The sequence below is a fragment of the Algibacter sp. L3A6 genome, assembly GCF_009796825.1.
In the GTDB taxonomy this organism is placed as follows: domain Bacteria; phylum Bacteroidota; class Bacteroidia; order Flavobacteriales; family Flavobacteriaceae; genus Algibacter.
On the sequence record NZ_CP047030.1, the window covers coordinates 3,710,145 to 3,736,963 of the forward strand.

At 29.7% G+C, this 26,819-nt stretch carries 21 protein-coding genes and 1 pseudogene; 7 read left to right on the plus strand and 15 right to left on the minus strand.

The features are described from left to right. Positions 1-10 precede the first annotated feature (10 nt). Positions 11-664: a phage tail protein gene (locus GQR98_RS15405; protein ID WP_233268019.1), complete on the minus strand. Its 654-nt coding sequence runs from the start codon at positions 662-664 to the stop codon at positions 11-13. 318 nt (positions 665-982) lie between these two features. On the opposite strand from GQR98_RS15405, the gene GQR98_RS15410 reads away from it, so the two are divergent. Next, the gene (locus GQR98_RS15410) at positions 983-2,029 is read left to right on the plus strand and encodes a pentapeptide repeat-containing protein (protein WP_159020283.1); all 1,047 of its coding nucleotides are present in this window, start codon (positions 983-985) and stop codon (positions 2,027-2,029) included. A gap of 43 nt (positions 2,030-2,072) precedes the next feature. On the opposite strand, the gene GQR98_RS15415 is transcribed toward GQR98_RS15410, so the two are convergent. The 4 genes from GQR98_RS15415 to GQR98_RS15430 form a co-directional block, all read right to left on the minus strand. After that, positions 2,073-2,984 (minus strand): M23 family metallopeptidase, encoded by a 912-nt coding sequence (locus GQR98_RS15415; protein WP_159020284.1) that lies wholly within the window; start codon positions 2,982-2,984, stop codon positions 2,073-2,075. A gap of 123 nt (positions 2,985-3,107) precedes the next feature. Beyond that, entirely contained in the window at positions 3,108-4,352 is a 1,245-nt protein-coding gene (locus tag GQR98_RS15420) for a mechanosensitive ion channel family protein (RefSeq protein WP_159020285.1), read from the minus strand. Beyond that, positions 4,352-4,642 (minus strand): DUF3817 domain-containing protein, encoded by a 291-nt coding sequence (locus tag GQR98_RS15425; protein WP_159020287.1) that lies wholly within the window; start codon positions 4,640-4,642, stop codon positions 4,352-4,354. Before GQR98_RS15425 ends, GQR98_RS15420 begins: the two co-directional genes overlap by 1 nt. Positions 4,643-4,747: 105 nt before the next feature. Continuing rightward, positions 4,748-5,365: a YqaA family protein gene (locus GQR98_RS15430; RefSeq protein ID WP_074935921.1), complete on the minus strand. Its 618-nt coding sequence runs from the start codon at positions 5,363-5,365 to the stop codon at positions 4,748-4,750. Between the two features lie 289 nt (positions 5,366-5,654). On the opposite strand from GQR98_RS15430, the gene GQR98_RS15435 reads away from it, so the two are divergent. Then, complete coding sequence (locus GQR98_RS15435; protein ID WP_159020288.1) at positions 5,655-7,769, plus strand: ATP-binding protein; 2,115 nt, start codon at positions 5,655-5,657, stop codon at positions 7,767-7,769. A gap of 976 nt (positions 7,770-8,745) precedes the next feature. Here GQR98_RS15435 and GQR98_RS15440 read toward each other — a convergent pair. The 6 genes from GQR98_RS15440 to GQR98_RS15465 all read right to left on the minus strand — a co-directional run bounded on the left by GQR98_RS15440 (position 8,746) and on the right by GQR98_RS15465 (position 19,855). Next, positions 8,746-11,877, minus strand: coding sequence for a hypothetical protein (locus GQR98_RS15440; RefSeq protein ID WP_159020290.1), 3,132 nt, complete (start codon positions 11,875-11,877; stop codon positions 8,746-8,748). Continuing rightward, positions 11,874-12,413, minus strand: a complete 540-nt coding sequence (locus GQR98_RS15445; RefSeq protein WP_159020292.1) for an ABC-three component system middle component 1 — start codon at positions 12,411-12,413, stop codon at positions 11,874-11,876. The genes GQR98_RS15440 and GQR98_RS15445 overlap by 4 nt, the downstream gene beginning before the upstream one ends. Beyond that, on the minus strand, positions 12,394-13,701 hold the full coding sequence (locus GQR98_RS15450) for an ABC-three component system protein (protein WP_159020294.1): 1,308 nt from the start codon (positions 13,699-13,701) through the stop codon (positions 12,394-12,396). The genes GQR98_RS15445 and GQR98_RS15450 overlap by 20 nt, the downstream gene beginning before the upstream one ends. Then, positions 13,701-14,753 (minus strand): ComEC/Rec2 family competence protein, encoded by a 1,053-nt coding sequence (locus tag GQR98_RS15455; RefSeq protein ID WP_159020296.1) that lies wholly within the window; start codon positions 14,751-14,753, stop codon positions 13,701-13,703. The genes GQR98_RS15450 and GQR98_RS15455 overlap by 1 nt, the downstream gene beginning before the upstream one ends. 900 nt (positions 14,754-15,653) lie before the next feature. Further along, complete coding sequence (locus GQR98_RS15460; RefSeq protein WP_159020298.1) at positions 15,654-18,974, minus strand: T9SS type A sorting domain-containing protein; 3,321 nt, start codon at positions 18,972-18,974, stop codon at positions 15,654-15,656. Positions 18,975-19,255: 281 nt separating this feature from the next. Further along, on the minus strand, positions 19,256-19,855 hold the full coding sequence (locus GQR98_RS15465; protein WP_159020299.1) for a DUF6642 family protein: 600 nt from the start codon (positions 19,853-19,855) through the stop codon (positions 19,256-19,258). 235 nt (positions 19,856-20,090) lie between these two features. On the opposite strand from GQR98_RS15465, the gene GQR98_RS15470 reads away from it, so the two are divergent. The 3 genes from GQR98_RS15470 to GQR98_RS15480 all read left to right on the plus strand — a co-directional run bounded on the left by GQR98_RS15470 (position 20,091) and on the right by GQR98_RS15480 (position 23,100). Beyond that, positions 20,091-21,206 (plus strand): FAD-binding domain-containing protein, encoded by a 1,116-nt coding sequence (locus GQR98_RS15470; RefSeq protein ID WP_159020301.1) that lies wholly within the window; start codon positions 20,091-20,093, stop codon positions 21,204-21,206. Between the two features lie 216 nt (positions 21,207-21,422). After that, the gene (locus tag GQR98_RS15475) at positions 21,423-22,688 is read left to right on the plus strand and encodes an NAD(P)/FAD-dependent oxidoreductase (protein WP_159020303.1); all 1,266 of its coding nucleotides are present in this window, start codon (positions 21,423-21,425) and stop codon (positions 22,686-22,688) included. A gap of 49 nt (positions 22,689-22,737) precedes the next feature. Beyond that, entirely contained in the window at positions 22,738-23,100 is a 363-nt protein-coding gene (locus GQR98_RS15480) for a DoxX family protein (RefSeq protein WP_159020305.1), read from the plus strand. 4 nt (positions 23,101-23,104) lie between these two features. Here GQR98_RS15480 and GQR98_RS15485 read toward each other — a convergent pair whose 3' ends face one another. From GQR98_RS15485 to GQR98_RS19170, 4 genes and pseudogenes are all read right to left on the minus strand, one after another. Then, positions 23,105-23,458 carry a DoxX family protein gene (locus tag GQR98_RS15485; protein WP_159020306.1) on the minus strand — a complete coding sequence of 118 codons (354 nt, stop codon included), beginning with the start codon at positions 23,456-23,458 and terminating at the stop codon, positions 23,105-23,107. 101 nt (positions 23,459-23,559) lie between these two features. Further along, positions 23,560-23,787 carry a hypothetical protein gene (locus tag GQR98_RS15490; RefSeq protein ID WP_042495083.1) on the minus strand — a complete coding sequence of 76 codons (228 nt, stop codon included), beginning with the start codon at positions 23,785-23,787 and terminating at the stop codon, positions 23,560-23,562. Between the two features lie 207 nt (positions 23,788-23,994). Next, a complete protein-coding gene (gene lexA, locus GQR98_RS19165; protein WP_410488914.1) occupies positions 23,995-24,444 on the minus strand; it encodes a transcriptional repressor LexA in 450 nt (149 codons plus the stop codon). Continuing rightward, positions 24,418-24,594, minus strand: a pseudogene (locus GQR98_RS19170) (helix-turn-helix domain-containing protein); the annotation flags it as partial. The gene lexA and the pseudogene GQR98_RS19170, both read right to left, overlap by 27 nt. A 158-nt stretch (positions 24,595-24,752) precedes the next feature. Here GQR98_RS19170 and GQR98_RS15500 point away from each other — a divergent pair. Both GQR98_RS15500 and GQR98_RS15505 read left to right on the plus strand, forming a co-directional pair. Further along, entirely contained in the window at positions 24,753-26,015 is a 1,263-nt protein-coding gene (locus GQR98_RS15500; RefSeq protein ID WP_159020309.1) for a putative DNA modification/repair radical SAM protein, read from the plus strand. Between the two features lie 7 nt (positions 26,016-26,022). Continuing rightward, on the plus strand, positions 26,023-26,787 hold the full coding sequence (locus tag GQR98_RS15505; RefSeq protein WP_159021185.1) for a TIGR03915 family putative DNA repair protein: 765 nt from the start codon (positions 26,023-26,025) through the stop codon (positions 26,785-26,787). Positions 26,788-26,819: the final 32 nt, after the last annotated feature.

A 26,819-nucleotide genomic window follows, 5' to 3' on the forward strand; every position in this document is an offset into this window, starting at 1 on the left:
GTTGATTTAATTAGCTGCGTGATGGGTATATGCCTTGAAGACAAATTATATAATTAATACCCAAATAAGGAGTTCTAATATCAAAAGGCTGTTGGCTTCCGTTATTAAGAATATTAACATTTCCTTCTACGTTAACATTTCCATTTAATAAGTTCGCATCAGGAGTATCGCTACTATATATTTTGTTAGCTCCTCCAATACTAGGAATTGCTAGACTATTATTTGTAGGATTATCTGAGTTTGCTTCTTCCGCAACGGCTGGTATGGTTGAAACACCGGATGTTTGGGTAAATGTAGCGGTATGATTGTGAGAAGGCATATTTGAAACAGTTAAAGTAATATTTTCTCTTCCTCCTTTAGATCCTTCTCTATAAGTAGACAATCCAGGACCATCACCAGTCCCTATAGCTGCTCTCCCGCGTAAATCTGGTAATGCAAATGTCGTTCTGCCATCTCCACCATATATTGTTCCTACAATTGAGAACAATGCGTCATATTGAGAGATTGCTAATAACTGTCCTTGACAAAGTGCCCAACCTCGGGGAGCAAAATTACCTGCAAATATTCTCACTTCTCCAATATAGCCTTCTTGGGCTGTACTGTTAAAATTTGATAATAAGCAGATTAAGAATAATCCGGTAATTTTAATTTTCAATTTCATCATTTAAATTTGGTTATGGTTAATAAGCGCCAAACATAATGAAATAGACTACATTAAGTTAGTTAAAAATGCATTTAATCGTATTTATACGTAGATACACCTATTCAAAGATGTCTTTCATCGATGAAAAATATGTTTGTGTTGATTTTTAATAAAAAGATTATTTATATTGGCAGGCAAAGGTTTTATCGAATAATAAAGAAGCCTTTATGATCAAATTATTAAAAACAATAAACTGGTAAAAACAGTAATGAAGTTCAATTAAATTTAAAGCAGTAAATTTGTTTTCAACCGAAAAATAACCAAACCCCAAACTTAAAAATGAGTGAGCATATTGATGACTTATTAAGAGAAAATGCACGCCTAAAGGCACGTCTAGAAAAACTAGATTCTAAAAAATATTTATCTAATAAGCGCGGCGTTTTTAAGTTTGTTGGAACTCTAATTGCTGGTAAAAACCTTAAAAAGAGTATTTATAATTCTATTAACGAATTTAATCAGCAACATAAAATATCAATAGAAACCACATCTAACCTTGTAGCGAGTTTAATTAGGCGTATTACCCGAATTGGCGTTATTGGTTTATTGTTAGCTATTCTACCAACAACTTTAATGTTTTACCAAAACAATTTATTAAAAATTCAGAATAGTAAAATAGAAACTCAAACACATTTAGCTGAGGCGTCTCGTCGTTCTACTCAAATGTTTATTATGGGCGAAGTTCTAAGTGATGTAAATAGCGAATTAAAAAACAATGCTTCTTCTAGACTTTCTAATACTTTGGCAGGACGAATTATTGGCTTAAGCCGCGCCATGAAACCATACAGATACATGGTAGGCGATAAGCTTATTGACGAACCTATTAGCCCAGAGCGTGGACAATTACTTATTTCGTTGTGTAAGAGTAAAATTTCATCATCTTTCTTTGTAGATGAAATTTTACAGGAAAGTGATTTTACAAAATCGGAATTAATGGATGCTAAGTTAAGAGGCTCTATTTTAAGAGATATTAATTTAAATGATGCCAATTTATCTGGATCCGATTTAATGAATGTTGATTTACAAAACGCTAGCTTAAAAAACAGCAATTTATCGCACGTTGATATGGACGATGCTAAATTAATTAACGCCAATTTAGAAGGCGCTAATTTAACTGGAGCTTTTTTAATTAGAGCGAATTTAAAAGGAGCAAACCTAACTAATGCGGTTTTAGATAGCGTAAAAGTAGATCGAGGCGATTGGTTATTACATATAAGAGATAAACTTAAAATTAAGGGTGCAGCAGAACTATTCGAAACCTATAAAGTTGATAGCGTATTTTATTACGAGGCTTCTAAGCTTAAAAAACCAATGATTTTAAGACGATAAGAAGACTCATTCCTATTTGAAAAAAGGAAGTATTTTGAACTTTTTAAAGACTAACAATTAGTTTTTGACCTATTTTTAAAAGGCTCGTTTTTCTAATCGAATTGGATTTACAAAGTCTAGAAAGTGAAATTCTGTATTTATCAGAAATACCAGAAAGTGTTTCACCACTTCTAACTACATGTATCTTTTTTCTACTGTCTTCCTTATGGCTAGCTTCGGCCATAGATTTACTGGTAAGAAGTTCTAATTCCGTTTGTCGTTTAGAACCGTGATATTGAGCCGTTACCCATTTTTTAGTCACCCATAAATTTTCATTTCTAATGGCATTGCTTTCCGAGAAATCGAATAAATATTCTGGGTTTATGTAATTACCTTTATAACTTACAATAAGATGTAAATGGCTACCTCTTGCATTTCCAGATTTACCACCAATACCAATAATATCGCCAGCAGTTACGGTATCATTTGCTTTAACTTGGTATTCCGATAAATGGGCATAACCTGTTTCTAAGCCGTTATAATGGCGTACAACTACAATGCGTCCATGGCCCGAGCTATATCTCGCAAACCTAACGATACCATCAAACATGCTTCGAACAGAATCTCCTGTAACTAAGTCGATATCTATGCCTTGGTGAGCACGGCCTCTTCGCCAACCATAACGCGATGTAATGACCTTTTTGCCATCGATAGGTGAGGTATAAATACTGTCGGAAAATGTAATTTCGAAAGGTTGAATTTTTATGTCACTTCTATAAGGATCGAAATTGATACTATCCCATTTTTCATTAGTAATGGTGGCTTCAAATCGTTCTTTCTGTAGCTGATTGTTTAGTTTGTATTCCGTGTAAACGTTGGCTAAAGAGTCTAGTTTTTGTTTTATTTCGCCTGTGTTTTGAGCGGTTAAAGATTGAAAAATACCGAGCAAGTATATGAGAGAAACAACTTTTTTCATGAAATAATATTAACTTTTAAAACGCCATTAAATCTTTTAAAATCTAATAGCGTTTTTTTACTTTTTTTAATAGAAATTACTGGTTACGCAGCAATGTATAGTTTAAAATATGGTGTTTGGTAATTAAGCTTTAAAACTACCATGACTTGGCAGCTCAAAAATTTCTAGATCGAAATAGGGTAGAGCCGCTATAAGATGATCGAAAATATCCGACATAATATACTCGTAGTTTTCCCAGCGTTTATCGCTACTAAAAGCATAAATTTCTAAAGGAATACCTTGTGTAGTTGGTGCCAATTGGCGCGCCATAATCATCATGTCTTTATTTACCGCAGAGTGCTGCTTTAAATAAGTATCAATGTATTTTCTAAAAACACCTAAATTACTAAGGTTACGTCCGTTTAGTAATAGGTTTTTATCAACGTTGTTCGCGTTGTTGTAAGTTTTAATATCTTCTTGTCTGCCTTCTAAATAAGACGTTATTAAATGAATCTCTTTTAGTTTTTCAACATCAGCATCAGTTAAATATTTAACACCAGTTTGCTTGATGTAAAGCGCTCGCTTAATACGTCTTCCTTCAGAATTCGTCATACCACGCCAGTTTTTAAACGAATCGGATATTAAGGCGTAAGTCGGTATGGTGGTTATCGTTTTATCGAAGTTTTGCACTTTAACGGTAGCTAAATTAATTTCGATAACATCACCATCGGCTCCGTATTTTTCAAAAGTAATCCAATCGCCAATACGCACCATATCGTTAATAGATACTTGAATACTGGCTACAAAGCCCATAATAGTATCTTTAAAAACAAGTATAATTACTGCAGAAATAGCACCTAAACCGGTAACAAATTTTATAAACTCAATACCTGTTAAAATGGCAATGGCCGACATAATACCGCCAAGCCAAGAGAAAATCATAAAAACCTGTATGTAACTATCAATAGGTTTATCTTTAAAACGCGGTAAGGTTTTTAGGTAATCTTTTAAAGCATTAAGCGAGCTTCTAACAATCCAGAGGATTAAAATAATGGCAAAAACTTCTAAGCCACGCTCAAAAACATCTTCAAAAGTTGGAAAATCTCCAAATACTTCAGGTACAAATCTAATAGCTACAAGTAAAGGAATAATGTGTGCTATATTACGTGGTACTTTATTGGCAACCAATAAATCGTCAAAATTAGATTTAGATACCGAAGCAAACTGAGCAAAGGTTTTTACTAGTATTTTTCGCGTTACAAAATCTATAATAAACACAGCTATTAGTAACGCAACTAATAGTGCAAGCATGTTTAAATACTTGGCCGAGTTTTCGGTAAAACCACTTAATATTAAATAGTCATAAAATTTATGTTGCAAACCACTCATTAAACGGTTGGTTTTAAAAGTTTGCTTTCAACATAAAAAGTTCCGAAAGGAATAACTGAAGCTACAAGCACAATAAGAAAGGTTTTATTAGTCCATTTCATATCACTTTTAATTAAAAAAGCTAAAATAATGTAGACAATAAAAAGCATTCCGTGAGGCATACCTAAAAGTTTTACGTATTCAGGATTATCGGAGATGTATTTAATTGGAGTTGCAATAAATAATAAAAGAAGATAAGATACACCTTCTAAAAAGGCTACAATTCTGAAAATATTTAATAATGAAAACATGCTGTAAATTTTCAGCAAAAATAAGGTTCTAAAGTTGTAATCCCTTAATAATAATCGTTAAAAATAAGATAAATAGAAGGTGAAATTCGTTGAAGTAAAAACCTATTAAAGCGCACTAAAAATAAGAATGCCATAAAGCGCAAAACGGATAAACCTAAGCGAACCAAAAAGCATGACATTTTTAAACGGAAATTCGATAATTCCGGCTGCTAAACAAGCAATAGAAAAGGGTAGAGGCAATACCGCACCAACCATAATTAAAAAGCCACCCCATTTTTTTGAGTTTTTAAGTTGCTTTTCCATTTTTACTTCAATGTAATTATGTACCGACGGAATTTTAGTTATGGTGCGCCCCATCCAATAAGATACCAAACCGCCACCATAAGATAGCACGGCTAAAACACCTAAATAAAACCAAGGACTGTACATTTTACCTGCCCAGGCAATAAAAATTTCTGGAGGAACTAAACCTAAAAGTGTTTCTGAAACAAAAAAGAAACTTAAAACACCGTAAGCCGGAAGTATTTCAGTTAAATGTGTTAGTGTTTTATTGATATCAAAAAAATGATTTACCACATATACCAAAATAACGATACCAATAATATAAGGTAAAGCCTTCTTTACAGCTTGCCAAACAAAGCTGTAAAACCCTGTGTAAGAGTAGTATTGATGTAAAAGCTTGAATTTAGATTTCTTTGCTTTTGATTTTGGATCCGGCTTCATTTTTGATAAAATTTTGGGCTGACAAATATAAGATTATTTTTTTAGTCGTAGACTAAAGCTAAACGTTACATAACAGTACTTTAACTTTTATAATTTCAACAATTATGCCAATAATGATGAGAAAAACGGATGAAATGTGTTAAATAATTAATAAGCGTACAAAAACCGATAATTAATTGGTTCGTAAGATAATATGTCGGTATTTTGCATTTCATAAATTATATCGATACCTTAACCAAGGAAATTAAATAAATTTAGCTTGAATAGAACTTTACTTATCATCCTATTAATGTTTAGCTTTATATCTAGCTATGGTCAACCTCAAAATAAAACAGGGAAGGCTGGCGATAGCATAAGTGTATTGATAGATTTGGCTCGTAAAGAAAATTTTGGTTCTAACTTCGAGAAAGCGTTAGAGTATTCTATAATTGCCGTAAAATTGGCTAATATTTCTAATGTAACAGATAAGCAAGCCAGAGCCTATAATAGTTTAGCGACTACATATCAAATGCTAGACGATGATCGTAGTGCTGAGAAATACTTTTTACTTACCCTTAAATTCGGTAGAGAATTAAATAGCGATTATATCACCGCTTCTGCTTTAAATGGTTTAGGAAGTGTTTATTCTAAAGATGAAAAAAACTTAGATAAATCTATAAAATATTACGACGAAGCTTTTACTTATGCCACAAAACACGGTAATCCGGCTAATATTTCGGCTTGGTATTTAAACATGGCTGGTTTGTTTTTAGATTTTAATAAAACCGACAATGCTTTACCTTATTTAGAGTCTGCCACCAAAACCATAGCAGATAATAATATTGAAGACCCTGTTTTTTTAGCGACGTTGCATTACCTAGAAGCGCTTTATAACAAACAGAAAGGGGTATTTGATATCGCCAATATTCATTTAGAACAAGTTATAGAAATTGCTGAAAAAGAAGCGCTGTATCCAGAATTGATAGACAGCTACAATTTGCAATATGAAATATTTGAAGCCCAAAGCAATTATACCGAAGCGATTGCCGCTTTAAAAAATAAACAGTTTTATAAAGATTTAAGTTTTAATACCGAAAAACGTTTAAAATTAGAAGATCTAAATGCGCAGTTTAAATTTAGTGAATACCAAAATGAAATTACGCAGGCTCAATTAGAAACCGAAACTTCTAATTCTAGAAATAATATTATTACGGCTATTGTAGTCTCATTTGTTTTGTTTTTCCTGTTAATGCTTTTTCTTGTGCATTCATTTAAAGATAAACAAAGACGGAAAGATCTTGAAGCTGCACGATCTAAAACCGAACATTTAACTAGTTTAAAATCGGAATTACTGAGTAATATAAGTCATGAGTTACGTACGCCTTTGTACGGCGTTATGGGGATAACCTCAATGCTAGCCGATGATAAGACTTTGGGTGTAGAACATAAAAACTTAATTAATTCCTTACAGTTTTCGGGTAACAGATTACACGAATTGGTTAATAAAATATTGCGAATCACCGAAATTGAATCGGATAGGGTAGCGGAGAAAAAAACAATTATTAACCTACAAGTTTTAATAAGCGACCTTATAAATTCGCTTAATTATTCGGCAAAAGAAAAAGATAACGAGCTGGTTTTAAACATGCCCGCAGCTATAGATAATCTATATTATTTAGATAGTTTAAAGCTCACAGAAATTTTAGATAATTTAATTTCTAATGCTATAAAATTCACCAATCAAGGTAGAATAGATGTTAGGGTAGCACTTATAAATACAGATAGTGATATCGATTATTTAGAGTTTAAAGTTGAAGATACAGGTATAGGCATCGCTAATGAAAACCACACATTGATATTCGAAAATTTTAAACAAGCCATAGAAGAAAACACATCGTTTGGTTCTGGTCTTGGTTTATCTATTGTAAAAAGCCATGTAGAAACCATGGGCGGAAAAATAAAATTAGATAGTGCGCTTGGTTTAGGTAGTGTATTCTCGTTTGTTATTCCTTGTGAAATTGCTACACCAGATGTTATTGCCAAAAGTACTTTACATAATAGAACAAAGCCGTTAAAGGTTTTAGTTGTGGAAGACAATAAAATTAACCAAATGATTACCAATAAACTTATTGTTTCTATTGGACACATTTGTACGATATCGCATAACGGATTAGAAGCCGTAGAACGTTGTAAAACGGACGATTTCGATTTAATACTTATGGATATCAATATGCCGTTAATGAATGGCTTTGAAGCTTCTAAAACAATAAAATCTTTTAAACCAGATTGTAACATTGTTGCATTAACTGCATTAGAAATTAGTGAAGTTAAAGCACAATGTATGGCCGTTGGTATGAACGGTATTGTAAATAAACCTATAGGTAAAACTCAGCTTAAAGATATTATACAAATGAATGTGGCTTAACAGGATTTCGTTATTCGTGTTTTCTATATTTTATTTGTAGTTTGAAGGATACTAGAGTATGGTTTAAAATATTCTATTTTACATAATATTAATTATAGTACAAATTATATGTAATACAATTAGATAGCTATAATTCAATATTATGTAAAATATCCCATAAACATCTGAACATTCAATAAACATTCGTTTGGGGGTGTTTTAAAATTCGTCAACAAGTTTCAATTATAATTTTGTAGAATATCGTATTTGGTATTATTAAATAACATTTTTTAAATACGTTATTCTAATAAACATTCGAACTATATTAATTTGTAGCTATAATTCGCCATTATGTTAAATTGCCTCTTGCCAAAAACGCTCGATTGCTTTTTAAAAATAATTATGCTACGCAGTAATTTTTTTAAACACAATTTTCCAACGCTTGCAGCCGCACAAAAGCTAATTTTTAGAATTCTTCAAATTTGTAATATAAATTAAGTTCTCGTTGTATTTTTTTTCTAATAACATTTTAGTAAACTTTCCACAAGAGCATAAATTTTAAAAAAATAAAATTCTATGCACTTGTTCTATTTGGTAGTTATAATTAACCTCTTTTTGTTGTGTTAACTTTATTATGTTAAATACAAAACAATTCATAAACTTAATCAAATATAGGATTAAGCTATTTTAAAGAATTTATACTGGATTAATTCTTTAAAATAATATGTAAAATAGATAATAACATTGTTAGTATTAATCTTTTGTTACTTTCTTTTTTTCCTTGATGAAAAAAGAAACAAAAAAATCAAGACTTACACATAATTTTGGAAACAATTACGGTTCGTTTCTCTATATTTTAGGATAGATTCGAAGTTTTTAATACTATTTTTAGAGATATTTTATAATTTAAAGCTTAAGAATATATATTACTAGCTCCCTAAAATATTACGTTCCTCTCTCCTATTGTTTTGCCAAAATTATATTAGGTCGTTAAAATTCAGTTCTTTAATTTTCCAAAGGTTTCAAATTCTATAAATGTTGATTTAAACAACTCAGAAGGAATTTTCTTTTGCAATAAAAGGTGAAAATTTTCTTCGTGAGTTGAAACAATCAACTGTTTATTTAACGATAATGTTATTCCTCTAAATAAATCAATAAATGATAAAATATTTATACTATCCATTGATTGAATTGGATCATCAATAAATATACAATCTACAGAATGACCTGTTTTAGTATTCTTAGTTTTCAACGCTCGAGCTAAGAAAATACTTAAACTTAATATGTTTATTTGAGCCGTGCTAAAGTATAATGAAGGGACTGATTTTACTAACTTCCCGTTCTCATCAATAGAGATTGAATAAATCTGTAGTCTAGGTTTTTCTTTAGAAAAATCACATTCAAATTCAATATCTTTATAATCAGGGTGAGGATCAATTTTTCTATAAATAGCATTAATTAAAGGTGTATAGAAATAGGCTTCAATTGAAGTTTTTAGGTGTGTTTTTAGATTGTTTTTTTCATTATTCAATACTCTTTCTCCCTTTATTAGTTCTTTTAGACTTTTATTGATTTGATCGATTTGATCTTGTACTTTTTTAGATTCTGTAGCTTTTATACAAGCATCATTTAAAATGCTAACTATTTTATATTTTTGAATTATTGTTTCAGTTTGTTTTTCTAACTTCTTTTGATCATCTATTAAATTGGCAAATACTATTTCAATTTGAGACTTATCTTTATCATTTAATATTAAGTCAAATTCTGATTGAATATAGTTTTCATAGCTTTCATAAATTCTCAATGTTAAGTTTTTAACATTATTAACTTCTTCAGCTTTCTTAATGTATTCACCCTTCGATAATGTATAATTAGATAATTTTATCTTTAAGTCATCTAATAATTTAATTAGATTTTCATTATTACTTTTTAAACGAATAATGTCTAGCTGCTTATTAGATATGTCTTCGATTAATATAGATTTTTCAAAAACATTAGAATTTAACTCATTATTAAAGTATTCTTTAATTTCCTTATAATCACTGGAAGATTGATATTTTAAAATTTCACGTTCAGAAATTTCTATTTTTTCTTTAATTGATTTAATAAATGCTTCTTTCTCTGTAAAAGACGTTTCTTTTTCTTTCATTTGATTAGATAACTCTAATCCCTCCTTTTCAATTGTTTTTAGATCATTTTCTATTTTGGTTGCCAATTCATCAAATGATTTTAAATTACCTAATAATAAATTAAGATCGTTTAAAACCGTTTGATTCTTTTTCAATTTTTCTAAATTATTATTTTTTTCAGAATTTAGTTTTTCTATTTTATTTAGTGTGTTTTTATACTCTAAAGAATACGGTTCTTTGACACTAAAAATATTTTTTTTAATATCTTCTTTATGTATAGCCAAACCAAGTATTAGATTTTTAACTTCTAATTCTTTAATGTTTTTTTCTTTTAAATATTCTTGTACTTGATTACCTAATAATTTATTAGATAAAATATTCTTAGATAATTCTTCAAATGAAGAATAATTATAGTTACATAAAGGACAATCTGTTTCTTTTGATTTATTTATTAATTCTAATCCTGAATTCACAAACTCACTCAGTTCCTTATTTAAATGAGTTTGATTATCAATTTTTAATTGAATTTCTTGAATTTCTTTTTTTAATTTTTCTAGTTTCTTTTCCTTAAGAATATAGCTCGTGATTAAGTCTTTATATTCTTTAAATAATTTAAATTCTGATAAAATTTCAACGTCCTTATTAATCTTATTTTCATAATAACCAAAATCATCTAAAGTTATTTTTAAATCATTCTTTTTCTTTTCTTCTGAATCAATTGATTTTGATAAATTTTCAAGAGTTTTTTGAGCATTTGAAACAATCTGAGAAGTTAATTCAAATTCCTTTTGTTGAGTTGGAATATTATTAAGTTTAGACCTATTATTCTCTTGTAAGGTTTTTATTTTATCAAATTTTGTTAATGTCTCTTTTTTATCTTTTTCAGTCTTAAGTTTATCATGTTCTGACTTAAGTAATGTATCCTTATAATCTGCAAGATTATTATTTAAACTGTCTATCTCTTTTTGTATTTTTAGAAATGATTCAAACTGTCTTTCAATTTTTAGAGCTCTCTCTAATCTATTTTGCTTAATTTTTAAATCTTCATCAGTATCACTAGACTTGTTAGTAAGTTTTTCTTTTTCTTCAAACCATTTTACTACTTGGTTTAATTCTTTTAACTGGGCATCTAATTTCTTAATTTTATTTTTATTTTCAAGATAGAATAACACACCTCCTTTTAATTTACCATCTTCAGATTCTTCTCCATCCCTAGCTAAACTTATTGTTTCAATACGTAATTTAGCTTTGATTAATTCATCTTCTAATGAAGACAATCTCACATCAATATCTGTAGATAAATTATCATAATAAGTCTGATTAAATGTTTTTTGGTCAATTAATTTTAAGTTTTCATCTTCTTTGTTAAGTGAACTAATTACTTCATTAATTTCATCAAATTTTTTAAATTCTTGTTCAAAATCAATCTCACCTTGTAGCTTCTCTTGTTCTAACTCTTTTTTACCAGTTAAATCTTTCCTTTCTTCTTTTATAAATTTTAATAAATGGATAATCTTTTTATATGCAGAATCATTTTTTGCTAAATCATTGTCTATTGTAAGGAATTTAGCATATCTATCTTCCGCTTTTTCTTCTTTTAGAAAAGTATCTATTAAATCTTGGGTTAATATCTGGTCTTTAAAATATTTATTGTAAGCCTCCGCTTTGTAGTTATATTTTTTACGTAAATTTATTACGTTTTCAAAGGATTCTTCACTTGTTTCAATTATAACTTTTCCATTTTTAGAATTCTTATTTAATAATAATGGTGCTTCATTGTCTTTCCTTACTTTATCAAAATCAACCATTTTATCAAAGCGTTGAATTTTCTGGGTAATGCCCCATTCAACAGCATCATAAAAAGATGTTTTCCCAAAACCATTTGGAGCGTATATTGAAGCAAAATTCATTATCTCTCCATCTTTCGTGAAATCAAAAGTTGAATTTTCTTCTTTTTCAAATGCTCTGAAACCTGTAATTTTAACACTTTTTATTTTCATAATGCATTTATTTTCTGAACGATTTCTTTTTGAACTTCCCTAGCAGCACCAATTACTTTTTCTTTTTTGGTAAGTAAATTCCATAGTTCTATATTTTTAGGAATATATTCTGAGATTGATACTTGATCAGTAGCATCTACAATTTCTTTCAGGTCAGTGTTTGTAATATGTTTTATAATTAAACGATTCGCGACATCATCATTAAATTCATTGCCATAAGAATCCTCAACAATTTTTCTACTTGAAAATTTATCATTTTCAATTTGTGCTTTAAGTTCTTTTGGAATACTTTCGTTTAATAAATAAACAATATAAAAATTCCATCGATCAAACTCACTACTTGACATATATTCAGCGTTTTGATAATTTAAAGCTATCATTTTGGAAAACCTTTTCCATTCATTTTTTATGATGTTTACGTTAGCTTCAATAAAAAATATGTTTAATTGAAAACGATCCTCATTTTTATAATGATATGTTCTACAATTTTCAATATCAAAGTCAGGGTTGTTTATTTTAATTTGTGAAAAAGTCATATACCAGTCGTTTTATTTCAGTTAAAATATTTTCAAATTGATCGTGCTCAAATTTATCTAATAATTCGTCGTTTATATTTATACAATCTAATTCTATAGCTTTGAGATGAATGATCTCTTTAATTTTACTACGCATAAGAATTCTATCTATTGTTTCATAATCATCAACATTTGCAATATTTGTTGGAACTTTAGAAGTAGACATCCTTCTTGTTCTTGCTGTTGTAGGGAGTTTTTTTGTTCCAACTAATATTTGACATTGATCATCAATATCATCGGAAGCATACAATAAAATATCTTCGTATAAACCATAAATATCCTTATCAGAGTCAGAATAAATAAACTTTCGTTTTTTATTCATTTCCAATAATAACTCTTCATTAAAATCACTTTCTTCAAGTAAGCTAATTATCAAAGCATACTCTAGAAAATAAACCCAAAACTGTTTGCTTTTTAATCCCGAATTAGAAATAGATAATTTATTTATATAGTTACTCTTATATATATCTTTTAAATCACATTTAACTTCTCGAAATTGTTTCCATAAAGCAATTTGTAATTTAGGTTTTAAAGTGGGTACAGTTTGGTCAAAAGTTGTAATTATTTTTTTTAATTCATCAATATTAGATAAGAAATTTGGCAATAATTTTGGTAAATCATTTTCAATTATAATTTCATCAAACCTTTTAATTGGTACAATTTGTATTTCACCATTACAAGGTCCATTTGGTGTTTTACTTTGAATACCTGCTAACAATAAGCTGTCTTCATTTATTTTTATAATTCCTCCTCCTGAAAAACCACTAATTTGTTCATGATCTAAATGATTAACAACTAACCTTAAGGATATTAAACTATCATTATAACTGTTTAAATCACTTATTAATTGTTTGTCATATTTATCATTTGCTTTACGCTTGCTTTCAGGATATCCTGTTAAATTATAACCATTAAAGCCTGTTGTTTTTTCATCTATAAAAATTTGATTTAAGCCCAGGTTTTCATTTAAGATTAAAATAGCGGCATCGACATTTTCATCAGAATGTTCAAAATAATTTTCGTTATTTATAATTTCAATTTCATTAGGCTCGTTCTGATTATCTGAAAAAGAGCAATTAATATTCTTTTTTAATTCTTTTGTGTCCGGTCCACTATCATTGGGAATAACTTTATGAAAAATATGTTTCGCTGAAAGTATATAAGTTTTAGTTTCATCTAATGGTTGAAATAAAACCCCACTACCTTCACCTAAAATGACAGTATATCTTTTTAAATCGTTTTCATCCATTAAAAATCATTTTGCATTTTAGATTTAAAAGAAGGGTAATCTATCCAATCTTGCTCAGAAAAAATGTCATCCTTTAAATTATAATTGAAATATATAAAAGCATCAGGATTGTTATTGATAATTCTTGCAATAGTTCTTTTATTTGGTAGTCCGTGTTTAGTCGCATTTGAACTTATTATGTATTTATCAGTTCTTACAATTTCTAATAATTCCTTGCTTGTGTTGTATTTACTCCCGTGATGAGACACTTTCATAAATTCAGCATTTAATACATTATTTTTATTGTAGCCAAAATTATTCAAGCCTTCTACAACTACTGATGGGTGAGCGTCACCTAAGAAAAGATAGCTTTTACCTTTGTTTTCCATTATTAAAGCGATAGAGCTTCCATTGGCAACCCTTGTCTCTTCTTTGAATTTAAAACCAGGTTTATTTTCTTCATCAATAAATTCTTTTAAAGAAGTTTGAAAATCAAATTCACCACCACTTGTGAAATAATCTTTTTGTTTTTTATACAATTTCAAAAGTTTATCTAATTTCTCTTTGTTTGGAGACAAAATTTTGAATTGTAAGCCAAATATATCAAATTCTCCGCCTTGTTCAATAATTTTCCCTTCCCATAAATTATTGTCTCGAAGATACTTTTCAAATTTGATTCCTTGTTTAGGACTTGTGTGAAAATCATCTGCTCCATCAATTATTTCAATATCCAATTCTTTATTTTCATCACTTTCAAACTTCTTTGCTATTTCTTTTCCTGAATTAAACCAGACTTTTTTTATTAGTTTTGAAGCTTCTTTATCTTTATTCATCCACCTCAAAACACCTCCAATATGGTCGTCATCAAAATGGGTTAAAATAAGAAGGTCTATGAATTGCTTATCTTTTTTAATTTGTTCAATTAAACTAAATAATTCACCTTTCACATTTGATGTACTCTTATAAGTATCACCAACACCTCCATCAATTAATATGTTTTTGTGAGTTCCATTATCCTTGAAGGAAATCCATATTGAATCACCATTAAAAGCTTTTAAAAATTTGATTTTCATACATACAATGAATAGATTAAAAAGTATTCTGTTTTTAAATATGAGAAATACTTTTTTAGTTTAATGTTATTAGTTGAATTAAAAAATATGTTATTTTAAGGAGGCAATGACAATTCTGTATATTCTTAACGATTTAAGCTATAAATATACATAATTACAATTGTTATCTTCTTTTGAGTTTACATTATTTAATTAGTTTTGTAAGTTTTTATTTCATCTATAATTTGCATACTATAACTAATTGTCTAAAACAAGAACAAATATGACTATCATATCTTTCTTTTAATTAGGTTTTAAATGTTGAAAATATTCAGGCAATACTTTTTTAAATAATAAAATGTAAAAGTAAAGAAGAGTGTTTACAACTTTTTATGGTATCCCGTAATATTTGATAATTACAAGTATTTAACCATTTCATACACATTTCACTACTCTCCTATCGTCGTTTCGTAAAAAGCGTATTCCATTACATTTTTTAAAGAAACTTTTAGAAAGAAAAAAATAAAGGAAATTTGAGAGGTTTAAAGCTTTTTACCCAAGCAAAGTAACATAACGCAGAACATTATAATACAAATATATTATATGCTTAAAACAGTGAATAGAACTTTTTCTGTTCTATTTTACATAAATGCAGATATAGCGCCTTTAGGTCTATATCGTCTGCATTTATGTAACAGCCGTCTTACAGTCATAGTTTGATTAATATTGATAAGCTTAACGTAAAAAAGTATTCTATAAGAAATATTTGTTTTCATAAGAATAATTTGAACTTGCGTCATTATTTTACACACAATTACCCAACACTTGCCAATGCAAAAATAAAAGCTAACCTTTTTGCAATTATTAAAAATTGCGTATTCGATAAAATGTACTTAATAAAAAATTGCACAAGCTAATTGATTAATTTTTCACAAAGCGCAATACTGTTTCCATTTGGCTTTGATCCATTAATTTTATAAAATATATCCCTTGCGATAATTTTCTTATATCTATACTTTCTATGCCTTTATTATCACTGTTTTCTAAACACAATTTTCCCGCAGTATTGTATATCTTAAATTGTAATATCAACCCTTCATATTGTATAGATATTTTGCTATTAGATGGCGAAGGAAATAAACGTATGTTTTGGATGGATTCTTCAGTAATACTTAAGGCCTGTTCAATAAAAGTTGTTGATACTGTATTCGTTATAATAGGCTGATTAAAATCAAAAAATATGCTTGCTTGACCTAAAATAATATCTCCAACATTAACTTCTTTTTCAGGTTTTATCCTAAAGACTACAAAACCTTTACTCTCTTCTTCGTTGTCATCTTTATAATTTAAATTGATTTCTTCAAACAAAAAAGTAATTTTATTATCTTTTAATGAAGTAAATAAGCCTTCATGACTAGATGTGAGGATTTGAAATGTCTTTCTGTCTAGTTTTTCATCTATTATGTCCTCTATCCTCACATTGATTGCAGAAGCTGTACCAATATTTTGAAAATTAATTATATAATGCAAGTATTTATCGGCCTGTTCAATAAAAACTTCATTACCTTCTAATACAGTTTTATCATTTGGGTCATAAGAACCTATTATAGTTTGTTGAAGCTCAAATGTATTGTTATCGAGGTCAAAATCTTCAAATGAGATTCCTGTACTTGCAGTTAGAGTTAGGATATCACCATTGTTTACTGTTGGAGGTGTAAAAATGTTAAAATTGACAGTAATACTTTTTTGTTCAAATGGCAATAAATCTTGAAAACCCCATGTTAATAGACCTGTACTTTGCGAGTCTTCATAGACAGATGCATTTATATAACTAAGCTGGGAATTTTCATATTCTAGTATGATAGAACCTTCTTCAATAGATGTTCCAAGATTCTCATAAATCAATTCATAACTAATATCAAACCCTGCCCTTGCTTCCTTTAGTGGAATCAATGTTACAGCAATATCTCTTGCGATTTGCTTTTCGGTTAAACAAAAATCAACAGTTTCGTCTCGTATAAGGTTTTCAAAATTGGAGGTATATTCTTGCGGAAATATTTCAAAATATTCGTCATTTACAAATGCTGTAGTTGTAAAACTTCCTTCTTCTACATAAAGCACATATACCCCTGCATCATCGGTTATAGTAGAATATGATGTTAAGTCATTACTGGTATAAACTAACGTATTCTTGACATGAATATCATCAACATCGCAACCGTTATCATTAATATCGTATAAAATTTGACCAGTTATTGTATTGAACTCATCTCCGCATAAAGCTATTATTTCTTCAGAACTATTGCATCCTTGTGAATTATTCTCAATTATATATTCTGCATTACTTGTTAGGTAATTACATACATTAATTGTCTCACAGAGAGACAAATTTATATTGTTTTTTATAGTTAATTTTGTTATTGACTCGTTATGAATATTTTGAATGCCAGATAGACTTTCGAGACTACCGTTTTCGGTTATTATTAACTCTCCGTTAATTGAATTCAGAGCTTTGAAGCCCTCTAAAGTAAGTAGTGAATCATTAGCGTCGATGGATAATTTAGCGTCTACTTTATTCAGTTTGGAAAGTGTATTTACGGATTCTAGTTTAATATTATTATTAAGATTAAAATTTCCCTCTATAAATTCCAAATTGTCAAGACCTACTAAATTTTCAAGATTCTCATTATTTGTTATTGATAACGAACCACCAATTGAGTCTAATCCTTCTAATCCTTCTAAATTTAATAAAGAACTATTGGTGTTAATAACCAATCCATTAACTGCATTGAGATTAGAAAGTGCATTTAAAGTTTCTAAACTCAAGTTATAACTAATACTGAGGCTGTTTACTGATGTTAAATTTTTAAGACCTTCTATATGCACCAAGGAATCATTTCCAATAATGCTCATTATATTTAGGGTGGTTATCTTTTCTAAACCATCTATATTGATTAATTTATCATTACCAGCAACGGTAAATATTTCTCCTACATACTCTAAATTTTGAAGCGTGTTTAATTGAGTTAATTCATTGTTATACGCTATATATAAATCATTTCCAACCGTTTTTAACGAATTTAAACCTCTTAGGGTTTGCAAATTGTCGTTATATTTTATTTCAAAAGGCATTGCTCCAAGCGGACTAACTTCTTCTAATGCTTCTAAGCCTTGCAAGTCTATCAGAGATTTGTTTAGATAAATAATAAACTCTCCTCCTATACTCTTAAGATTATTTAACCCCATTAAATTCACTAGGGCATCATTAAATTTAATAATTACATCTCCATTAATACTCGTAAGTCCTTCTAATCCGGTAAGGTCAATTAAATGGTTAGAATTAAAAATATTTAATTTTTCGACATGCTCAATCTTACAACCATTTAGGTTTACTAAAGCATTTTGATGAATTTCTAATTCACCTTCTACACGCTTTAAATTATCCAATCCTTCTAAGTTTAGCATTGCCGTATTAAAGGCTATTCTAAAACGCCCCGCAATCCGTTCTAAATTTTCTAATCCATTTAAATTCAATAAAAACTCACTAGATTCAATGCTTAAATAACCATTAACCCTTTTTAAATTACGCAATCCATATAAATTTAGAAGACCATTATCACTAATTACAGCACTACCATCAATTGTGTGAACAGAATCTAAACCTTCTAGACTCGTTAAAGAATCATTTCTTGAAATTAAAAATGCGTTATTGTATGGGTTAGATTCTATAACGTTTAAGCTACTTAAGGCTTCAATACTATTTAACTTATTATTTAAAGTTATAAATAATCCATGTACCGAATTTAAAACGGATAAGCCATCTAAACTAAGTAACTCTTGGTTTGAATTAAGCTTAAATACCCCTCCAATTTCAATTAAATTATTTAATCCTAGTAAGGACTGTATTTGGTTATTTCTTTGGATAATTAGGTCGCCATTTATTGTTACAAGCGATTCTAATCCATTGAGGTTAATTAAAGATGTTGTTGTTCCAATAGAATTTTCGCCAATAATTAAATCGCCTTCTATAAGTGTTATGTCAATTAGCCCATTTAGGTTTTGTATATCACTACTACCTTTTATGACTAAATCATCATTAATTTGAGCACAGTTAGGATAGTTTATTGCAAAATCATCGATTTGCTGTTGTGTGGTTAAAACAATTTCCGTATTTGGACATTGGGAAAATAAGTTTGGTAAAATAAATAGTAGGAAAAGTAAAGAAAATAATAGTTTTTTCATGATATGTAGGTTAAAGCTTTGGGGCTTTAGAATGGAAAAAGTAAAAATGGTATTTTTTTTTAAATTTCAGAAATAATTACCAATAAAATCGATGCAATGCATCAAACCTGTACAACTTAGCAAAAAGTTAATCTTATTGTATTGTACGAATCTAAGTTCCCTAAATTAAAAATAGTAGAACTTCTAAGAAACCCGATACTTAATTAATCCAATTCCTTTACGCCATTCTCAGCGAATCCTCAGAATTATAAGTTTGCCCAATAATTAAGAACAGCATCAACTTAATAATACAACCTAAAATCAAGTAGTTTACAAAGTTTGTAATGTCTTTGATGCAATTCTTCTACAACATCTAGCATGTTATCATCTTCGTTAAATAAGTTAAAGAATGCGATATCTAGACTTGAGCTGGTTATTCCATTAGATACATTACCGTATCCTGAAATACCTCTTGCTCCAGTGATGTCTAAAAAATATTGAGCTTCTTCTTCGTCTAAATCTAAAACTTTTGCGTTGGAAAAATGTAAAATCTTTCCGTCCAATCGTCCTTCAAAAATTTCTGCAATTTCTTGTAGACTATAGTAATAGTCGTTTAAACAAATACTATTAGCTTCACCTGTAATAATCAAGTAAATTATTTCGTAATCTTTAAAATTATGATCACCTAAAACCAAGGCGTTTAAGTTGTCTTCTAATCCTTCAATGGTGTCGCAGGTGTTATAAATACTAGCTACACCGTATTGCGAGGTTAATTGATCTAATTTTTTTTGAGCTTCGGTAACGGTATCTATTTCTACATCCTCAACTGCTTCTAAACAGTAAATAAAATAATCGGTATCTATTAATTGTTCTTGGGGTAATTGCTGTCTTTTTTCTAACAAATCTCAGAATTTATTAAGGTGTTTAAAGCACAAAATTAATATAAATCTTTTACTCTTTTTAGCGATTTCATTTAAAACATATAAGAACTCAAATAGATTTTTTTTAAATATTGAGGACCAACCTTTAAGTTAGTAATAACAGAAACTCTATTTCGCTTAATTGTTCTGTTTCGTAATTAAAGTTTAACATTCTATATCTTCGTAATATATTTTTACTAGGAAAAACACCATTTTAATGAGAAATAATGCCAATACGGAAGTCTGTTTTCCAACAGAAATTGAAGCTATAATAGAGAGAATAGTAGCCATAGATCCTGTGGGTTACAGCAAATCTAGAAATTATATAGATGGTGCAGTAAGTTATTTATCTCCTTATATTTCTCGTGGTGTGATTTCTACAAAATTTGTGTATCAAGAATTATTAAAGCGAGGTTTTAATCCAAATACTATATTAAAATTTATTCAAGAATTAGCATGGCGGGACTACTGGCAGCACGTTTGGATTGCAAAAGGTGATGCTATAAATAAAGATTTAAAACAAACGCAAACTCCGGTTATAACATACGGGATTTCTAAAAGTTTAACCGATGGAACAACAGGTATTAAGGCTATAGATATTGGTGTAAAGCAACTTAACAGCACAGGCTATATCCATAACCATTTAAGAATGTACATAGCTTCTATGTCTTGCAACATTGCTCAAAATCATTGGTTGCATCCGGCTAAATGGATGTATTATCATTTATTAGATGCAGATTGGGCTAGTAATGCGCTAAGTTGGCAATGGGTTGCTGGTGCAAATAGCAATAAGAAGTATTATGCCAATCAAGAAAATATTAATAACTTTTGTTATACCGAGCAAACGGATACGTTTCTCGATGTATCTTACAATGAATTTGAAAATTTATCGATACCTGAGGTGTTAACATTTTCAGAACAATTAGATTTAAAAACACCACTTCCAGAATCTAAAACTATAATTATAAATGAGGAGTTACCAACACTAATTTATAATTTTTATAACTTAGATCCGGTTTGGAAAAACGACGAATCTGCCAATCGAATTCTCTTACTGGAACCCTCACATTTTGAGGCTTATCCCGTATCTAAAAAAACTATTGATTTTATAATTGGTCTCTCAAAAAACATAGAAAACATCCAAATATTTGTAGGTGAATTTAATGAACTTACATTGTTATACCGTTTAGAAAATATATATTACAAAGAGCATCCTTTAAATGTACATTATCAAGGTGTCGAGGAGCAAAGAGATTGGATGTTTGATGTAAAAGGCTACTACCCTTCTTTCTTTGCCTTTTGGAAAAAATGTAAAAAAGAAATTATATTCTAAATTTAAAATTGACATAACTTCTGCTTAATTAGAGATTGTTAAATCTTAGACTTATAAGTTAACCTCGCTCCTATTTCCTCAGTTGATTATCGATTAAAAACTTAGGACTAAATTGCTTTGTTTAATATTATACCTGAAAAGTTAAACAAAACATGTTTTTTTTAACTATATTTACTTGTAATTTGAAGATGTTATCCCCTTTTAACGCGAGTAAATATGAACAAGCAAGATTGTAAAATACATATTATTGGTGCTGGAGTGAGTGGCCTGATAGCTTCAAAGGTTTTGGAAGATCATGGCTATAAACCTGTAATAATCGAAGCTACAGATCGTGTTGGAGGACGCGTTAAAACAGATATAGTTGATGGTTATCAATTAGATCTTGGATTTCAAGTTTTACTCACAGCCTATCCTAGTGCCCAAAAACACTTAAATTTTGAAGCTTTAGAGTTACAGCATTTTCTTCCTGGTGCTACTATTTTTAATAATGGAAGCAGAAAAACTATTGGAGATCCTTTAAGGGAAATATCTTTGCTTTTTCCAACTTTGCTATCAGGTATAGGAACGTTTTCAGATAAATTAAAAATTTTAAAATTAAATAGTCTTCTGAAAAAAACTTCTATTAATGAAATTTTCGATAAACCAGAAAAAACAACACTTCAATATTTAATAGATTTTGGGTTTTCTCAAGACATGATAACGCTCTTTTTTAAACCTTTTTTTAGTGGTATACTTTTAGAGCCTAACCTAGGAACATCTAGTAGAATGTTTGAGTTTGTCTACAAAATGTTTGGTGAAGGTTTTGCTTCCTTACCTAAGGCCGGTATTGAAGCTATACCAATGCAATTAAAATCTAATTTAAAACAGACTACATTTAAATTTAACACAAAGGTTAAAGCTATAGATACTGGTACAATTTTATTAGAAAATGGAGCGGAATTACAAAGCGATTACACCATAATTGCAGCCGATGCTAGCGCACTTTTGGTGAATCTAAAAAAGCACGAGACTGAATGGAAATCTTGTGACGCACTGTATTTTGAAACAAGCACTAGAAGTATAAAAAAACCGCTAATTGGCCTTATAACGAAAGAAGATGCACTTATTAATAATATATTTTATCACACAAGTATTTTATCAAAATCTAAAGGTGCGAAAGAATTATTATCTGTTACTGTTGTAAAAGAGCATAATTTGTCTTCTGAAGCTTTAAAAATACGAGTTCAACAAGAGTTACAACAGTATTGCGGTATAGAAGCACATGCTCTTATAAAACATTATGTAATACCAAAAGCATTGCCAAAACTAGATGAATTACAGTATGAAAGACCTATCTCCGAAATTGAAAAAACGAGTCGTGTTTTTCTAGCTGGTGACACGCAATTAAACGGTTCGTTAAACGCCGCAATGATGTCTGGTGAGCAAGCCGCTTTAAGTGTATTACAATCATTTAAATCTAGTTTAACCAATTCAGAAACTTAACAGAATAATCTAATCACCTAAAAAAAAATCTAACCTTAAAAATAATTTCATGGAATATTTAATAATTATAATCAAAATTGCAATCGCCCTAAGCATAATCAACGTATGGCTATTTCGTATTAATAAATCTACAAGCTGGAGAGGAAATAATGCTAGTAGCATGAAAGAAGAATTTAAAAGCTACGGTTTACCAGAGTGGTTAATGTATGTTGTTGGAAGTTTAAAACTACTATTCTCTTTAGGTCTTTTGGTGTCTATATTCTATAGTTCGCTAGCAGCACCATCGGCATTTGGAATTGCATTTTTAATGCTTATAGCTATAATAATGCATATAAAAATAGGTGATCCTATTAAAAAATCTTTACCTGCATTTATATTTTTATCACTATCCCTAATTGTTGCTTTGGTGTAATGTATTAAAGATAAATTTTTAAAAAATAGAAAAATAAATAGCCGTTAAAAATCATAAACACAAATGAAGGTAATGCTAGTATAAATGGATCTTTAATTTTCAATCTTACCAGAAAACCTAATAACATTTGTATCGTTAGTCCCGCCGTAGCGATAACACCCAATAATGGATTTACAAAACTGTATAGAAGGGCGAGCCCGGCTAATATTTGTAAAATACCCGTTATTTTTCGTTGCTTCTCACTCAACTGAAAACGTAAAAACTCCTGCTTCATTTTATCAGAAAACAAACAGCTGTGTCCATAAAATAAAAAGGAGATTGCCGATAAAATAATTAAAGTAGTATGTAGAACTTTCAAAGTGAACCTATTTATATGAATTATGAAAATATAAAATACCCTATTGTAGAATTTCTACAATAGGGTATTAATTTTGTAACGATTACTTTAAAAGTAATAATTTAAAAAGCAGGTTCAGGTCTACCTTTTAAACGTTTTTCAATTTTTTTCTTCTTTTCAGTTAAGCGCTTCATGATATCCATTACGCTAGTATCTTTAGACTTTTTGTAAATTTCGTTTAAGGCGAGTATTAAACGCTTTGCTTCTCGCGATGCGACTACTCTGTCACTTGTAGACATATTACTCATTTTCGCGTTTTCAAACTCAATTGCTTCGTTAATCAATTCCATAGTTTTGCATTTTGTTTATTTCTATATAAATATAATTAAACAAAATGTACATTAAGGATATATACAATTGATTATAATTATTTTAATATTGATTTAAGTTATAATAGAAATAAAATTTCATATTTAAACGAGCGTTTTCAATGCTCAAAAATGTTTTTTCTTTACTAATTAATAACGCAGGCATTTCTTTTATAAGCCTCTTCCCTATTATAATTTTATTACTTTTTCGACAATACCTTGTATTCTAAAATCCGTAGTTAGAATTATAGGTTGATGTTTTGCATTCGTAGAATGAGGTTTTAACACAATAGTATCACCATTATTTATAAACTCCTTTACGGTAGCATCATCATCAATTAAAGCAACCACCAGATCGCCATGGTTTGCAGTTTGCTGTTGTTTTATTAAAAGTAAATCTCCGCTAGTAATGCCTTTTTTATTCATAGAATCACCAGAAGCTCTTAAAAGAAAATAATCACTTACATTTTTAACCAATGTCTTAGATATAGAAATTTTAGCTTCAATATTTTCTTCAGCATAAATAGGTAAACCACAGGCTACAGAACCAATCAACGGGATTTCCACAGTATCACTACTGCTCGATTCTTTTGATACCAATGGGTTAGCGTCCAGTAATTCTCTAGCTTCAACTTGCAATAGATTTGCTATTTCAAAAAGCATTTCAAGGCTAGGTTGCCTTCTGTTCTGCACATAAGAATTCACCATATTGTAACTCTTATTAAGCTTGGTAGCGAGCCAAGTTTGCTTTATGCCTTTTGTTTCTAATACTTCTTTAATACGATTCATAATTAAACCATTGGTTTCAGAGTACGAATTTAAACAATAAATATTTATATATCATATAATGAGATATTAATTATAACTAATATGAGGTTTTTTATCAAAATTATTCATTTTATATTTGATTAGATTGTATCTTTGGGCTTCAAATTAAACACCTACTAATGTCTTTTCAACGTGTACAAGAAAAACTAAATATCCTTGCAGATGCTGCAAAGTATGATGTTTCTTGCTCCTCTAGCGGGAGTAACAGAACTAATAAAAACAAAGGATTAGGCGATGCTTCGGCTTCTGGAATTTGCCATACCTATACAGAAGATGGTCGATGCGTGTCTCTATTAAAAATATTGCTAACCAACCATTGTATTTTCGACTGTGCCTATTGTGTAACACGCAAAAGTAACGACATTAAACGTGCTGCTTTTAAGGTTCAGGAAGTGGTAGATTTAACCATGAATTTTTACCGACGTAATTATATTGAAGGCTTGTTTCTAAGTTCTGGTATCTTTAAAAGTGCCGATTACACTATGGAACGCTTAGTGGCTGTGGCTAAAAAATTAAGATTAGAAGAGAATTTTAATGGCTACATTCATTTAAAATCTATTCCCGGAGCGAGCGATGAGTTAATGCGTGAAGCTGGTTTATACGCCGATCGATTAAGTGTTAATATTGAAATTCCGACTGAAAAAGGTCTTAAACTTTTAGCACCTGATAAAAATAGAGCCGATTTTATAAAACCTATGGAAAAGGTAAAAAATGAAATCATTCAATACAAAAGTGAAAAGAGAATAATTAAAAGCACACCCAAATATGCTCCTGCCGGACAAAGCACGCAAATGATTGTTGGAGCAAGTGGCGAGAATGATATGCAAATCATGTACACATCCAATTATTTTTATAAAAACTTTAATTTAAAACGGGTTTATTATTCGGGTTATGTACCCATTAGTTACGATACGCGATTACCGCAAATTGGCACACCTGTCCCGATGTTACGAGAAAACAGGTTGTATCAAACCGATTGGCTTCTGCGTTTTTACGGCTTTAATATTGAAGAAATTTTAAACGAACAAAACCAAAGTTTAGATCTAGATATCGATCCTAAATTGGGTTGGGCACTGCGCAATATGCATGAATTTCCCGTAGATGTTAATAAAGCCGATAAGCGTATGCTTTCTAGAATTCCTGGTTTAGGCATGAAATCGGTTTTTAAAATTTTAAATGCAAGGCGCTATAGGCAGCTTAACTGGGATCATTTAAAATCTATTGGCGTAGCCTTCAATCGGGCGCAATATTTTATGGTATGCGCTTCAAATCAATTTGAAAAGCGAGATCTCACTCCCGAAAAAATTAAAGGCTTAATACTACAAAACTCAAAAAGTAAGTACACATCAATGCTTAGTAACCAATTAAACCTCTTTGGATAGTATTACTATGGAAACAACTTTAGTTTACGATGGTACGTTCGATGGTTTTTTATCCTGTGTTTTTATGGCGTATGAGATGAAATTAAAAGCAATCTCTATCGTGAAAGAAAAGCACTTTCAAGAGCCCATGTTCGGGACTTGGGACTTGGTTAATACCGAGCCAGAGAAAGCAAACCGGGTTTGGGCGGGTTTAAAAAAGAAAATGTCTACCAATGAGTTACAGCGTTTTTACTACGCCTTTTTAAGCGAAAAACCAACCGTAGAAAACACCATATATCAAGCTATTTTATATGTATTTCAATCTAAAAACAACGTTGCCTCAGATTTTGGAAACGTTCACATTTTACAACTTTCAAAACTCACTAAAAATGTAAGTCGTGAAAAACATAGAATGGAAGCTTTCGTTAGATTCAAACTCACAAAAGATGGTGTTTATTTTGCAAATATAGAACCCGATTTTAATGTTTTACCTTTAATAAAAAGACATTTCGAAAAACGTTATGCAGATCAAAAATGGCTTATTTACGACTTAAGCCGAAAATATGGCATCTATTACAATTTAGAGTCCGTAGAACTTATTAGCCTCGAACTCGATCGTAATTTCGATCCTTCTAAAACATCAACAGAATTTTTCGCACCTATTGAATTAGAGTTTCAACAACTGTGGCAAGACTATTTTAAAAGCACAAATATCAAGTCACGAAAAAACATAAAACTCCACATTCAACATGTACCCAAACGCTATTGGAAATATTTAAGCGAAAAGCAATAAAAATAATAGTTCTTAGAAGCTATTTCCTGCTA

Bases quoted from the DNA above. Each gene is read 5' to 3' on its own strand.
- GQR98_RS15455 (WP_159020296.1), bottom strand. From the start codon at position 14,753: ATGAAAATCAAATTTTTAAAAGCTTTTAATGGTGATTCAATATGGATT.
- GQR98_RS15505 (WP_159021185.1), top strand. From the start codon at position 26,023: ATGGAAACAACTTTAGTTTACGATGGTACGTTCGATGGTTTTTTATCC.
- GQR98_RS15405 (WP_233268019.1), bottom strand. From the start codon at position 664: ATGATGAAATTGAAAATTAAAATTACCGGATTATTCTTAATCTGCTTA.
- GQR98_RS15490 (WP_042495083.1), bottom strand. From the start codon at position 23,787: ATGGAATTGATTAACGAAGCAATTGAGTTTGAAAACGCGAAAATGAGT.
- GQR98_RS15415 (WP_159020284.1), bottom strand. From the start codon at position 2,984: ATGAAAAAAGTTGTTTCTCTCATATACTTGCTCGGTATTTTTCAATCT.
- GQR98_RS15500 (WP_159020309.1), top strand. From the start codon at position 24,753: ATGTCTTTTCAACGTGTACAAGAAAAACTAAATATCCTTGCAGATGCT.
- GQR98_RS15410 (WP_159020283.1), top strand. From the start codon at position 983: ATGAGTGAGCATATTGATGACTTATTAAGAGAAAATGCACGCCTAAAG.
- GQR98_RS15420 (WP_159020285.1), bottom strand. From the start codon at position 4,352: ATGAGTGGTTTGCAACATAAATTTTATGACTATTTAATATTAAGTGGT.
- GQR98_RS15430 (WP_074935921.1), bottom strand. From the start codon at position 5,365: ATGAAGCCGGATCCAAAATCAAAAGCAAAGAAATCTAAATTCAAGCTT.
- GQR98_RS15480 (WP_159020305.1), top strand. From the start codon at position 22,738: ATGGAATATTTAATAATTATAATCAAAATTGCAATCGCCCTAAGCATA.
- GQR98_RS15460 (WP_159020298.1), bottom strand. From the start codon at position 18,974: ATGAAAAAACTATTATTTTCTTTACTTTTCCTACTATTTATTTTACCA.
- GQR98_RS15440 (WP_159020290.1), bottom strand. From the start codon at position 11,877: ATGAAAATAAAAAGTGTTAAAATTACAGGTTTCAGAGCATTTGAAAAA.
- GQR98_RS15450 (WP_159020294.1), bottom strand. From the start codon at position 13,701: ATGGATGAAAACGATTTAAAAAGATATACTGTCATTTTAGGTGAAGGT.
- GQR98_RS15435 (WP_159020288.1), top strand. From the start codon at position 5,655: ATGTTTAGCTTTATATCTAGCTATGGTCAACCTCAAAATAAAACAGGG.
- GQR98_RS15470 (WP_159020301.1), top strand. From the start codon at position 20,091: ATGAGAAATAATGCCAATACGGAAGTCTGTTTTCCAACAGAAATTGAA.
- GQR98_RS15425 (WP_159020287.1), bottom strand. From the start codon at position 4,642: ATGTTTTCATTATTAAATATTTTCAGAATTGTAGCCTTTTTAGAAGGT.
- GQR98_RS15445 (WP_159020292.1), bottom strand. From the start codon at position 12,413: ATGACTTTTTCACAAATTAAAATAAACAACCCTGACTTTGATATTGAA.
- GQR98_RS15475 (WP_159020303.1), top strand. From the start codon at position 21,423: ATGAACAAGCAAGATTGTAAAATACATATTATTGGTGCTGGAGTGAGT.